This is a genomic window from Streptomyces sp. NPDC001515, from assembly GCF_053597115.1.
This window is the reverse complement of the sequence record NZ_JBSFHN010000001.1, coordinates 796661-809191: the sequence shown is the minus strand read 5'-3', so window position 1 is coordinate 809191 and position 12531 is coordinate 796661. Positions and strand designations below refer to the sequence as shown.

Annotated in this window: 12 protein-coding genes and 1 pseudogene; 4 read left to right on the top strand and 9 right to left on the bottom strand. The window is 68.3% G+C overall.

The genetic code is table 11. The annotated features are described in order from the left end of the window. Positions 1-41: 41 nt before the first annotated feature. From ACWCXC_RS03680 to ACWCXC_RS03670, 3 genes and pseudogenes are all read right to left on the bottom strand, one after another. Complete coding sequence (locus ACWCXC_RS03680) at positions 42-1325, bottom strand: hypothetical protein (RefSeq protein ID WP_450886364.1); 1284 nt, start codon at positions 1323-1325, stop codon at positions 42-44. A 123-nt stretch (positions 1326-1448) separates the two neighbouring features. Next, positions 1449-1634 (bottom strand): hypothetical protein, encoded by a 186-nt coding sequence (locus ACWCXC_RS03675; protein ID WP_069171775.1) that lies wholly within the window; start codon positions 1632-1634, stop codon positions 1449-1451. A gap of 1529 nt (positions 1635-3163) precedes the next feature. Further along, a pseudogene (locus ACWCXC_RS03670) lies at positions 3164-3540 on the bottom strand (tyrosine-type recombinase/integrase); the annotation flags it as partial. A gap of 61 nt (positions 3541-3601) precedes the next feature. On the opposite strand from ACWCXC_RS03670, the gene ACWCXC_RS03665 reads away from it, so the two are divergent. Continuing rightward, complete coding sequence (locus tag ACWCXC_RS03665; protein WP_139131396.1) at positions 3602-4030, top strand: hypothetical protein; 429 nt, start codon at positions 3602-3604, stop codon at positions 4028-4030. A gap of 20 nt (positions 4031-4050) precedes the next feature. Here the strand turns inward: ACWCXC_RS03665 and ACWCXC_RS03660 are convergent, their stop codons facing one another. Both ACWCXC_RS03660 and ACWCXC_RS03655 read right to left on the bottom strand, forming a co-directional pair. Next, complete coding sequence (locus ACWCXC_RS03660) at positions 4051-4293, bottom strand: hypothetical protein (RefSeq protein ID WP_450886361.1); 243 nt, start codon at positions 4291-4293, stop codon at positions 4051-4053. A 168-nt stretch (positions 4294-4461) separates the two neighbouring features. Further along, positions 4462-4839 (bottom strand): hypothetical protein, encoded by a 378-nt coding sequence (locus ACWCXC_RS03655; protein WP_450886359.1) that lies wholly within the window; start codon positions 4837-4839, stop codon positions 4462-4464. A gap of 325 nt (positions 4840-5164) precedes the next feature. Between ACWCXC_RS03655 and ACWCXC_RS03650 the strand changes: the two genes are divergently transcribed. Further along, on the top strand, positions 5165-5602 hold the full coding sequence (locus tag ACWCXC_RS03650) for a hypothetical protein (protein ID WP_450886357.1): 438 nt from the start codon (positions 5165-5167) through the stop codon (positions 5600-5602). 67 nt (positions 5603-5669) lie between these two features. Here ACWCXC_RS03650 and ACWCXC_RS03645 read toward each other — a convergent pair whose 3' ends face one another. Together ACWCXC_RS03645 and ACWCXC_RS03640 are read right to left on the bottom strand one after the other, a co-directional pair. Beyond that, a complete protein-coding gene (locus ACWCXC_RS03645; RefSeq protein WP_450886355.1) occupies positions 5670-6128 on the bottom strand; it encodes a hypothetical protein in 459 nt (152 codons plus the stop codon). An 82-nt stretch (positions 6129-6210) separates the two neighbouring features. Then, positions 6211-6396 carry a hypothetical protein gene (locus tag ACWCXC_RS03640; protein WP_450886353.1) on the bottom strand — a complete coding sequence of 62 codons (186 nt, stop codon included), beginning with the start codon at positions 6394-6396 and terminating at the stop codon, positions 6211-6213. Between the two features lie 843 nt (positions 6397-7239). On the opposite strand from ACWCXC_RS03640, the gene ACWCXC_RS03635 reads away from it, so the two are divergent. Further along, on the top strand, positions 7240-7875 hold the full coding sequence (locus ACWCXC_RS03635) for a hypothetical protein (protein WP_139131394.1): 636 nt from the start codon (positions 7240-7242) through the stop codon (positions 7873-7875). Positions 7876-8931: 1056 nt separating this feature from the next. Further along, a complete protein-coding gene (locus ACWCXC_RS03630; RefSeq protein ID WP_450683035.1) occupies positions 8932-9153 on the top strand; it encodes a hypothetical protein in 222 nt (73 codons plus the stop codon). A gap of 391 nt (positions 9154-9544) precedes the next feature. On the opposite strand, the gene ACWCXC_RS03625 is transcribed toward ACWCXC_RS03630, so the two are convergent. Together ACWCXC_RS03625 and ACWCXC_RS03620 are read right to left on the bottom strand one after the other, a co-directional pair. Further along, positions 9545-9763: a DUF6243 family protein gene (locus tag ACWCXC_RS03625; protein WP_450683033.1), complete on the bottom strand. Its 219-nt coding sequence runs from the start codon at positions 9761-9763 to the stop codon at positions 9545-9547. A gap of 167 nt (positions 9764-9930) precedes the next feature. Next, entirely contained in the window at positions 9931-12345 is a 2415-nt protein-coding gene (locus ACWCXC_RS03620) for a PA14 domain-containing protein (RefSeq protein WP_450886350.1), read from the bottom strand. Positions 12346-12531: the final 186 nt, after the last annotated feature.

The following is a 12531-nucleotide window of genomic DNA, read 5'->3' as shown; positions in this document are numbered from 1 at the left end:
CACCCGCTACGACAAACGAGCCGCCCACTACCAAGCCATGGTCACCCTCGCCTGCCTCCAGCTCTGGCTCCCATGACTTTTCGGACACGCCCTAGCGCGTTGACCGGCATGGTGGAGGGCTCGTGCTCCGGCCAGCGTCGATCGAGCGCGATGCGGTCCAACCGGCGCTCCAGCTCCAGGCGGGGCCCGTCGTTGCCGATGACTTCATGGGCGATCGAGACGATCTTGTCCGCGCCTCGTGCGCATTTGACGAGGTCGCGGTCGACGATGTCCTGGGAGCCGACGGTGCCTCGCCGGGTGCGTGTGGCCTCGGAGGCGTCCAGGTACGCGATGGTGAACTGGGGCCCGAGCGTCCGGGCGAGTTCGGCGGTTGAGTCGAAGTCGTGCAGCGACTCGATGCTGACGGAGTCGAGGAAGTAGTGGGCCTGGCAGAAGCGGTCCAGCGAGTCCAGGATCAACTCGGCCTGCACGACCGGTGCCAGTCGGTACGGGTCGCGAATTCCGGCCCGGTTGGCGGCGTTCTCGATGAGATACCCGATCTTGAGGCGGGCGTGGCCGTGCTGGGTGCGCAGATATTCACCGGCCGTGCTCTTGCCGCTCTCCGACATCCCGCCCAGCGCGGTGACGTGCACTCCGGGCAGGGCACGACCGGGTACCTCCGGGTGCAGCGGTGCCAGAAGCCGTCGTACCTCGTCCTGGACGGCGACGGTCGGCCGATCACCGATCCGGATCGCCGTCGGGAAGCGTCCCTCGTCGACGAGGCGGTTGATCTGCTCATGGAGGTGGCGTTGATAGGACGAGTAGACGTCGGTGACGGTCACCTCGTGGGCCAGGCTCCGGCGGGCGCCTTCCTCCGGATCCTCGCAGTGCAGGAGGACGAGGGCGTGTTCGCTCTTCTCGGCGGCCCGCAGGTCGGTCTCGTACGGGGCCAGCAGGAGGCGGGCTCGGTCTGCGGCCTGTGCGGCGTCCAGGTCGTCTCGGACTGCGACCGTCGCAGCGACGGACGCCTCCAGCATCGGGATGCCCCGGTCCAGCAGGCGCACCGGCGCGGAGAAGGGGTGCCGGGAGCGTTCCAGGTAGGAGGTGGCGAGGAGGTCGGCGACCTCCTCGACCGGGCCGGTCTCGAACCACCAGCGGGCCATGCCGTCGGCCTTGATGGCGGTCCAGCGGGGGTCGTAGTGGTCGAGCGGGCCTGCTGAGGTCGCGGCCGGGCCCATGCGCCGGGCGAGGATTCCGATCTGCTTGGTCTTCCCGGTGTTGTCGGGGCCGCTGAACGCGACCGACACGGGGAGGGGATACGTGTCGCTGTTGTACGAACTGGACATCGGCTTCCCTTCACTAATGATGCCGAGCGGGTACGCCTGCAAGGCGCCGTGAGCGCCCTGCGGCGAGAACTCGATGGGGCTCCGACCTCGCCCCGGTCGAGAGGCAAGGACGGGCCGGAGTGCCTATACGGGGCCGTCGGCCAACGGAACGTCCTCGGCGCTGAGCGTCGGCTGCGCCAACGGGACCTGCGCGGAGGAGTGCTCGGTGTGGGCCAGAAGTCCGACCATGGCGAGCCCGGCAGCCGTGCCGAGGGCCCACACCCAGCTCAGGGCGGTCTCCAGCGGGTCGGGTACGTGGGAACGGCTCATCGGACTGCCTCTCGGACGGCGGAGCCTTGTGCCGCACTGGGCTGGCGCGAGAGCGGAATCGTGCGGGTCCGTGCGTTGTCAGGGGGCATCGCCACCGTCGGTTCCTCTCAACGTGTCCGGGCAGGCGCCAACAGGCCCTGAACAGGGCCTATTCGAGCCATTCGGAGATCTGCGGAGTGATGTTCAGTGAACGACGGGCCGCACTCCCGGGACAGGGCCCAGGATGTAGTCCTGCGTAATCCCGCGTAATCCAGGTGGGGAGGGTGACGGGGTGCCGAAGAACCCGGCCGTCGCGGAACTGATCAAGCGGGCCTGCCAAGAACGCGGCTGGGGGCCCTCGGAGTTGGCGCGTGCCCTCGGCCTCGCCGAATGCGGTGACCCGCGCCGCCTGCAGCGCCAGCACGCCCGGCGGTGGATAGAAGGCGAACGAACCCCCGGCCACTGGTGGCCCTACATCGCCCAGGTGCTGGCACTGAATCCCGAAGCGATCAACCTCCCGGAGCCCGCGCCTGCGGCACCCCACACAGATACCGTTGCATCAGTCCTGCAACTGGGAAGGAGCGACGTGGAACGCCGGGAGTTCATCCTCGCCTCCAGCGGATACGCGCTGTCCGCACTCGGCCTGCCCGACATGGACAGCATCACCCGCCGAACCAAGACCGCCCACCCCGGAGCGGTCCGCGTCGGCCAGGGCGAGGTGGCCGCCGTACGGCACATGGTCAAGGCCCTCGGCGACTCCGCCTCCGAACTCGGTGGCGGGCACGCCCGCCACCTGGCCGTCCGCTACCTCACCCAAGACGTCGCCCCCTGGCTGGAGGGCCACTTCACCGAAGCCACCGGCCGCGACCTGTTCGCCGCCACCTCCCAGCTCGTCCACCTCGCCGGCTGGATGGCGCAGGACGAGGGCGACACCCCAGAGCTGCGCGGCCTCGCCCAGCGCTACTACGCCCACTCCTTCCGCCTGGCGGCGGAGGCCGGTGATCCGGAGCTTTCTGCGACGGCTCTCCGCGGCCTCGCCGTGCAGTGCGTCGACCTCGGCTATCGCGCCGAAGCCGTCCAGCTCGGCGAAGCCTGCGTGGAGTACGGTCACCAGCTCGACAACCCGCGGGCCGTCGCCTACTACGAGGCCACCCTCGCCAACGCCGCCGCCCAGGACGACGACCGTCGCATGGCCACCAAGCACCTGGCCCTGTCCGAGACCGCCATCGGCAAGCCGACCGCCGCAGCCGGCGACTCCTGGGCCGCCCACTACTCCCCCGGCCGCTGGGCCCACGAATCCGGCATGATCCTCTCCCGCCTCGGCGACCTCGACGCCGCCGAGGAACACCTCCACCTCGCCCTCGACATCCACGGCCTCGACCGCCGCCGCACCCGCGCCATCGTCCTCGCCGACCTCGGCGGCGTCCGCCTCCGCCAAGGCGACGTCGACGGCGCCATGGCCACCTGGCGCGACTTCCTCGACTCTCCTCTTCAGGTTGTCGACAGCCGGGTTAGTGTGAGCCAAAAGCCTGTTTGTTGTCTAGACCTGTCTAGGTGTCTCGTGCCCGCTCCGTGCCCGATGCCTGTTCATCGGCCTTGGCCGCAGCCTTCCGACGTTCGGCCTGCATCAGGGAGTCGAGCCCGGAAGCGACCTCACGTTGACGCTCGGTGTCCGAGTGCTGATAGATGAGCGCGGCCCTCTCCATGGACTGCCGACACGCACCACCGTGTCCTTGAGCGTCGCGCCCAATCGGGTGGTCAGGGTGTGTCCGGTGTGACGAAGATCGTAGAACCGGACATCGGCCGGCAGTCCGACCACGCTGCGGGCCTTGCGCCACTCCCGGCCGAAGGTCGAACGACGGAAAGGCTTGCCCCGCTCGCCCACGAACAACAACCCGCCCGGGCTCTTCTCCGCGTACCAAGCGAGCCAGGCATGGATCAACATGAGTCGATTGAGAGTGGTGTCGCCCTCCCGTACCTTCTGGAACATGGGAGAGGGACGGGACGTCACCAACAACGTAAGTAACGACGTGAGCGGCCATGTCAACGGGCCCGTGGTCCAGGCTGGATCCATCAACGGCAATGTGATCCTGCCTGCTACGCCGAGCCCAGAGGAGGCAGAGTTACGTGCTCGCTGGTCGGCACGCACGAAACGAATCCTGGACGCCGAAGATGCAGAACGTGCAGCACGCTACGCCCAGTCTCAGTTTCAAAGACAGAGATTCCTCAAAAAGGCACGTCGTGGAATCTACGGGTCTGTCGTATGGATCCTTTTCGGCCTGTTCCTGGTTGTCGGTGGTCACGGATCCGGGGGCGACAGCACGCGAGTGATGTGGGCGTCGATTGGGTGGTTCGACGTGGTGATCGGTTTCGGATTCCTGGCGAAGCACTGGTTGGCTCTTCGACGCTACCGCTGAGTCCCGGATTGAGCAGCTGATCAACCGCTGTCCTTCAATACGTCTGACACTTGGCGCCGCACGTGCGCAGTCGAGTGGATCACGTACCGCAGCCCGTCGCAGGAGTGGTCGTGGCACTTGATCGGCTTGTCCTCGCCGCGTGCTGTGGCCTCTTCTGACCAGGCGTAACCGGGCAGCTCGTCGAGGAGTCCCCGGCATGAGTGATGTACGCGCAACAGCCCCGAGCCGAGCGCGGTCGACAGGCTGCGGATGCCGTTGAGCACCTCGTTGTTCGCAAGGGTGACGACGGGATGCCTGTCTGTCCACAACTGAGTGGAAAAGCTCGTCGCGGACGGGTCAATAAACGTCTACTCGGGAACGACCTGCTGCTCGTCGAGCCGTGCGCTCACGGCGCGGCTGAACTGCGCGTCGGTCATCTGTCGGTGTGCGGCTCACGAGTTGGGGCGCCACTCGTTGACCGCGTACAGCCGGTCGTTGGCGCCGAGACCGTACAGGATCGCCGAGAACTGGTTCGCGGTTCCGTAGTCGATGGCGACCCAGCACCGGCGCATCGGCGGCAGTTCGTCGACGACGTGCCGCTGCTCGTCGAACATGTCGTAGACCGCGCCCTCGGCGATCACCCAGGTGCCCTCGATCATCCGGCGGCGCCAGAGTCCGACGTACTCGGCCCGCAGCGCATCGATGTAGGCCGCGGAGAGGCTCGGGTTGTCGTCGAGCCGGATGTGCCACGAACGCAGGTCGACACGGTGCACAACCAGCCGGTTCCCGCCGAGCAGTGCAGCGACGTGCGCCTGCTCATACCCGGTCACAGCGAGGTACCACTGCGTTTGCGGCGTCGGCTCGTCCGGCACACCGGCGAGCCACTCATCGAGCTGGTACGCGCTGCAGGTTTTGATCTCCAGCAGGCTGGACGGTCGAACCACGAGCGCTTTCGAGAGGGGTTGTACGAACGGTTGCCGAGGTTCTGGGACGAAACCAGGAAAGTACAAGAGGCCAATCCTGCATAGCTGATGGGCGAGCAGGTGGCGCCAATCGTGTGCCGTGGCATGGACGGCGTAGCACAGGGCGTCGACGCTGTGGTCGTCGAGTGTCAGGGGGTACGGTGGCTGCCTCAGATGCTGCAAAGGTGGTTCGATGGAAGCGGAGTTGGTGGCACTTGCTGCCGCAGGCGCTACGACATTGGTTCAGCAGATGGCGGTGGACTCCTGGGCACAAGCTCGTGACCGGATGGTGTCGTTCTTCTCGCGTCGCGGTGGTGGTGAGGAAGACGTGATCGAGGGGGAGCTGGAGACCTCGCGCGGAGAACTGGCGGCGGCAATGGAGGCCAGCGACGAACAGACCGCCTTGGACGTCCAGGCGGAGTGGCGTACACGATTGCGGCGCATTTTGCTGGCAAATCCGGCCGCGGCTGCCGAACTGCGGTCAATGATTGCTGACTTGGCGCCCCCAAAGGGTGATCAACAGGTCGCGGATGTCCATAACACGATCAGCGGGGGCGTGCAGCACGGCCCAGTGATTCAGGCTGGCAACGTGGGCTCGCTGAGCTTCGGGACACCTTTCGGTCAGACCTGAGCCTGGCGGCAGTACGGGGCCCACGCCGGCCACGGTACGCCGCTCTCCGGAACGGCGAAGGGGGCGGTCACCAAGTGTGTTCACGGGCATTGGCATCGGCCGCTTCGATGGTGATCTTGTGCGTCAAGCGCGTATCTTCCGCCTCATGAGCGAACAGCCGTCCATACGCAACGAGTTGAGTGGGAGCGTCGGGGGCCACGTCGTGCAGTCCGGTGCTATTCACGGCGACGTTGTGTTCACTTCGCCCGCTGCGCCGGTGGACCCAGAGGCAGTGGAGACGCAACGACGTTGGAGCGAACGTCAGCGGCGCATCCTCGATGAAGAGACCGCCAAAGAGGCGGCAGAGCAGCGCAGGTTTGAAGATTACGTCAGGGTCATTCACAGGAAGCGACGTTGGAACTTGTGGTTGCTGTTGGTTGAGGGTCTGGCCGTGGCGCTGGGGTATCTGCGCGTGTTCCCCTCCGCTGCGCTCGTTGGCGCCTTGGGTATTCTGTTTGGGCTGATCTCCCTGTTCGGCTGGGTCCACTGCTCCGTGCTCTTGTGGAGGGCCCGGACGGGGCGGACTATCCCAGTTCCCCGGCATCGGTGGATGTGGTGAGCCGGTGGCGTCACTCGTGCGCATTGGAGTGCACGACGTAGCGCAGCGCGTCGGCGCTGTGGTCGTCACGCTTGATCGGCTGGTCCTCGTCGCGGTCGGATGCTGCGGGGTCCCATGCGTAGCCCGGTAGCTCGTCGTGCAGCCCGGTGCATGGGCGGTGGATACGCATAAGCCCGGAGTCGAGGGCGGTCGACACGGATCGGACCGTCAAGGACGTCGTTACGAGCCGGGGCAGTGCCGAGGTGCCCGCCATCGTCCCGCTTGATTGCAGGGCGCCGGTGGTGCTTCTAGGTTGCGTCTGGCGATGTGTCCCGTGTTGTTGCTGTGGGGCGCGTTACTGCTTCAAGGCGGCCTTGAAGATCTCGGCGACCTCGTGTTTGACGGCGTAGACCCACAGCGGATCGGTGTCGGCGATCCGCATGGAGGCGGGAAAGTCCCTGGCCATAGGTCGTCCGACCTTCCTGTTTCGGCAGCACTGGCAGGGAGCGCGGGAAGTGAGGTCGGCCGCCAAGCTTGGGCAGGGCTGGCTGCCTTGGTGCGACGCCCGTTCCAGCGCAGGACGGTTCCGGAGCCGGCTGGGAATGGGCCGCCCCGGGCCAGCTCCGGCGAACTGGAGCTCGCCGCGCTACAGGAAGACAGCACCGATCTGAACCGGGCGCAGGCACTTGTGACAGCCCTTCACGTACGGGCGGCTCTACACGAAAAATTCCGCGTCCGCCTCGAAGAGTGGTGGCAGAGGGCACAGGCAGCCGGTGGCGAGGTGCACAACAGCGTCTCGGGAGGTACGCAGAACGGTCCGGTGATCCAAGGCCGCGACTTCTCCAACCTCACCTTCCACATGACCCGCGGGACTGAGAAGCCGGATCGCAAGTAGACGGATCGGGCTCACCACGATGCCCGCCGCGACGGCATCGTGTGGGACTGCGTACCGCCACCCTGCCTGGTCCGTCGCGTCCCTCACATCTTGCGGCGAATCGCGCACGCGCCCCGACACTCCTGATGCACGATAGTCGTCTCGAACGATGCGAACGGAAGTGGAGTGGTGGAAGAGCACCGCGCAGCCGGCAACCCCCGGCGGCAAAGTACGGCATCTCAAATCAACAACGAGGCCAGCGGCGGTACCTTCCACGGCCCTGTGATCATGGGTGGTCAGGTTCAGTTCGGGCAGACCCAGAATCCGGTCCGGAACGGAACCAGGCTTGGGGCACATGAACAGATGTACTCCTGCGGTGAGTGGGTCGACCTGGCTTACGATCCCGTACCGGACGCGGGCACCGGCGACTTCTATGACGATCTCCGCGCGGCGGAATTCGATCCTTGGCTCGCCGCAGACGGATTCGCGGACAAGGTCGACAGCCGCTACGCCCACGACCGTCACGTGCCGCTGAACTTGGTCGTGTACGAGAGGCACTCGCGTGTGCCCCGATTCGTCATCGTGCTGACGGGCAACACCTACGGATCCGTACTCACCACCTACGCTGCTTCTCTGCCCGACCTGATGGATCTCCTGGCCAGATGGACTCCGACCATAAATCTCTTGGCCCAGATCGACGGTTTGGCAAAGGAGCAGAGGGATTCGACGGGGGCTGACAAGCAGCCCTCCGCGGCTCCCCCGCTGCCCGCGTCCTCCCTCCTCTCACGCATGGTGAGCCCGAATGGGCCTCGTACCCCGTGACGGGCCGACTGACGAGACCCTGGGGTCCGACTGTGCCTCCATCCGGTTCCGAGTCATCCTGGCCCAGAAATCTGCACGGGTGAACCGATCCCTCCCATCGGGCCTAGGTCGTGCCACAACGTGCCAGTAGGGGCGGTAAGCAGCGGTCATTAGGGGCTTCACGGGAGCTGGCCGCGAGCATCCCAAGATAGACATCGCCGCAGGTCAGAGGCTATTCATGGGTCGAAGTGCCGGGTGATTCCCAAGCTCAGAGCGCGAGTTCGATTCTCGTCACCCGCTCTTTGATGAAGGCCCTGGTCGGAGACCAGGGCCTTGTTTGTTGCCCGCACCACTCTCCGACCGGGGCCTTCACCACCGCGAGCCCATGCACCGGCTCCACGCGCTGCTGACCCAGCAGGCGGAGGAGAAGGCGGCAGGGCTCGTCGAGATGTCCCGAGCCTGTTCGTCGGCCGAGTCCACCCAACGATGTGGGCACTCAAGGAGCTGAAGGACGCCGGCTACCTCGTCGGGCCGATCATCGCCGGCAACCGGACGGGTTTCCGGCACGCTATCGAATCGGCCCACACCGAGCGCACCCCCTGGCGAGGTCTGCCGCACGGCCTGCCGCGCCCTTCGTCTACGGGGCACGCGGCAGCCTGGCCCGCGCCGAACGCGCCGAGCGGCCGGCCGTTTCTCAGGCGGTGGAGCGGCTTCCGGGACCTGCCCGCGTCCGCCTGCTGACCCTTCTGGCCGAACCCGACCCTTCTGGTCGATCCTGCCTTCACCACCGAATTCGCCCACCGAGTTCGCCATCGACCTCGTCCAGCGGCTCGGTGTCACCGGCCCGCTCGGGTGTCAGCCGGTACGTGTCCGTTCCGGGGGCTGCTCGTCTGGTGGGGTGGGCCCGGCACGGGCGGCATGTCCGTTGCCAGGGCCGCGGGCTCGGCGCGGGTCCTGGGCGGATCGGGCTCCGACGGTGACCCGGAGCCGGGGCCTTGTGGGGAGATCCTTCTCGGTCATCGCACGCTGTGGACAGGACCTGCCGCAGGGGACGTGCGGGGGCGCATACTGGCAGCAATGACAAAGCCAAGTGCACCGAAGCGCATTCTGCCCACCAGCCCCTTCAAAGCCCCGGTCACGCTGCCGCCCAAGCAGTTCGCCGTGGGCGACCAGGTCACCCACGACGTGTACGGCCTCGGCCGGGTCACCGGCATCGAGGCCGGAATAGCGGTAGTCGTGGATTTCGGCTCGGCGCAGCAGCGGATCCTGAGTCCGTACGCCAAGATGAGCAAGCTGTAGGACCGCCGCCGTGTACGCCGTGCCCGGTCACGGCCCACCCGATCCGTTCACGGACCTTCAAGGAAGAGAACCCCTGTCATCGACCTGACCTCGCTGTTCTCCGAACCGGCGGAAGCGCCGTCGCGCCCCGCCTCGGCAGCGCCGCGTCCCACCGCCCATCCCTTCCAGGCCCCCGACTTCGGGGAGGTCGACACCTTCCCGCTCGACGAGGACGCGCAGGCGTACCCCTCCGGCACGTGGGCGGGCGGACGCGAGGCGGGCTAGCTCGCGCGCATGACGTGCGGTTCGGCATCGGGCCACGACGCGTCCCCGGCCCGGTACCCGGGCGGGGCGGAGCCCGGGAGCGACGACGTCACCCGGCCGACGGCCGATCCGGCCCGGCGGGACGGCGTCAGCTCTCCGGGGCGGCGTCGTCGTCCGTCCGCCCCGTGCCCTCGGCGCCGTGGGTCTTCTCGCGCATCTTGCGTGCCAGTTCCGCCTTGCGGTCGGCGGCGCTCCGGCGGTCGAGGTTGCGGTGAGGGCCGTTGTTCTGGCGTTCGGCGCGCGAGAGGCGCTTGCGCTGGCCGCCGCCTTGGCCGACGGGGTTGTTGATGTTCTTGCTGTCGGTCACGGGTTCTCCCGGTCATGGGGTGGAGTGATCCACGGGTGGGCGGTGCGGGGGACGGTCGTGTCCGCACCCCGGAGTATCGACGGGGTCCGTCACGCGCTCCCCCGGGAGACGGACGTTACCCGCTCCCGCGGCCCCCGCATGCCGGCCCCAGGGGCCCGGCGACCGGGTCAGAGCCAGGAGTCCCAGATGCCGTACGCCGTCGAGCGGGTCACGGACTCGGTTCCGGAGGCGTCCGTGCGGACGACGCGGTAGTAGTACAGGCCGAGCAGGTCCTCGTGCACCGTGGTGTCCATGAAGAACGCGGCGCCGCCCGTCGGGCCCTCGGCCAGGACGATCGAGGTGGCGGTGGCGGGGTCCCAGCGTTCCACGCGGTAGCGCGCGAAGCGGGTGCAGTCGCCGAGTCCGGAGCTTTCGGAGCAGCCGACGTACAGGTTCGGGTACTGGCCCTCGCGGACGTCCGTCCCGGTCCAGCCCGGTGGGCGGGTGTCGGGCAGGGTGACGGAGATCTCGGCGGGGTGGAGGACGTCGAGCGCCTCGTCGTCGTCCAGGGACAGCGCGTCCGTGGCGGCCACCTTGTAGACATGGGTGGCACCGTCGGCGACCGTCGGGCAGAGGATCTCGGTCCTGGCCAGGGAGGTGCCGGTCCAGCAGTTCTCCTTCCAGACCGTTTCTCCGCCGCCGGCGTCGGTGACGCCCTGCCATACGCGGTAGCCGGCGACGTCCGCGTCGCCGGGCGGGGTCCAGGTCAGCCGGACGCCGAGGGGGACGCGTTCGGCGGTGAGGTCCCGGACCGGGGCGGGGCGCACGGTGTCCGGGGTGGTCGCCGTGGCGGGCGGTCCCGCCTGCGACACGTGGCCGTAGCGGTCGGTCGTCACGACGCGGTACTCGTACGTCGTCTCCGACGCGCCCCCGACGTCCCAGCAACTGCCGTTGACCTGCCTGCGGGCGCCCAGCGGGGCGTCGTCGTCCGCCCAGGTCCCGTACGTGTCCGGGCCGGTCAGCGGCTGGTCCACCGAGGTGAAGGGCTTGCACCCGGCCACGACGCCGGCCTCACCGGTGGCGGTGTCGGTCCGGACGATCGTGTACGTGGGGAGTGGCCGTTCGTCGACGGTCCACGGGTCGACGCCGCTCCACTCGACCATCACGCCCTCGTCGAACCGGTGGGCGGTGGTCCTGAACACGGGGACGGCCTCGGGCCGGCCGGCCAGGTCCAGGGTGATCTCCACCGGCGCGGCGGCGTTGCCCGCGGCATCGAGCGCGCGCACCGCGTACCGGTAGCTGTCGGCGACGGCGACCGTCTGGCGCGGCACCACGTCGGTCAGGGCGCCGGGGCTTCCCGCGGGGCGGGCGTCGGTGTAGCCGCCGGTCGCCGGGTCGTACTGGAGGACCTGGTACGAGGCGGCGCCGGTGACGGGCGACCAGATCAGGTGCGGTACGCCCGAGCGGTAGGCGACGCGGAGCCCCGTGACGGCGGCGGGCGGGGTCAGGTCGGGGGTGGTGAACGTCGTGGCGGCCGAGTACGCCGACCAGTTCCCGACGGCGTCCCGGGCCCGCCCCCGGTAGGTGACCTTGCTGCCGTCGGCCCGGTAACCGGTGTCGCAGATGGCGCCCTTGGGACCGGAATAGACGGTGCTCCAGCGCTGCGTGGTGGCGTCGAGCCGCTGCATCTCGTACCGGACGATGTCGGCGGCGTTCTTCGCCGTGGTGACGAGTTCCGGCGCCGCGTAAGGCTGTCCGGCCGGGCAGGCGTCCCAGGCGACGAAGGGCGCGGCGGGCGGCGTCCGGTCGACGGTGGTGACGAGCTTGTCCGCACTGCCCACGGAGACGTTGCCGGCCTTGTCGACGGCGCGCACCTCGTAGAAGTAGGCCGCGCCCGTCTTGGGCAGCGCACGGTCGGTGTACGCCGTGGCGGTGGTCGTCGCGAGCGGCTTGCCCGGGAACGGGGCGCCCTTCAGCCGCCGGTAGACCCGGTAGTTCGCCAGGTCCATCTCCTTGTTCCTCGCCCAGCCGAGCCTGGCCGCGCCGGTGGCGGAGTCGTACGAGACGGCCGCTCCGGCCGGGGCGAGCGGCTTGGCCCTGTCGGAGGCGGCGGAGGTGCGCGGTGCGTAGGCGAACCTGACGTTCGCGGACCCCTTCCAGTTGACGTAGTCGACGCGGATCGTGTGCGTGCCCTTGGGGACCGTCACGTTGACCGTCTTCTTGACGGTGGTGGAGACGTTCTTCCACATGTCGATCCTGCGGACGCCGTCGAGCGTGACCCGCATCCCGTCCTGGGCGGAGGCCGTGAACGTGAAGGGGCCCCCGGAGCCGAAGTCCCGCGTCACCGACCAGCGCACCCCGAAGTTGTCGGACGGCATGCCGGAGACGGGCGCCCCCGTGCGCCAGTTCTGGTCGATCGCGGAGTCGCAGTCCGTCTTCCTCGGCGTACCCGAGAACGTCGTGTTCGCGAAGAACTGCCTCTTGAACACGGGAGATACGCAGGTCACCGCCGCGGACGCGGGGCCGGCGGCGGCGTGGAGCACTCCGCCCGCCACCGTGGCCAGAACCAAGGCGGTGGCGGTCGTGCGTCCGGCTGAAATCATTGAGTCCTTCAGTCCTGTTCGGCGGACGATGCCGGTTCCGGTTGGCCGGGCGTCGACGAACCAGACGATCAGGAGGGCCGGTTGGTTGTACGGGCCCTCGCGGACGTCGGTCCCGGTTCAGCCCGGTGGGCGGGTGCGGCGCCGCTCCGGTTCCCGAGCGGGTGCGGCGCCGCTCCGGTTCCCGCC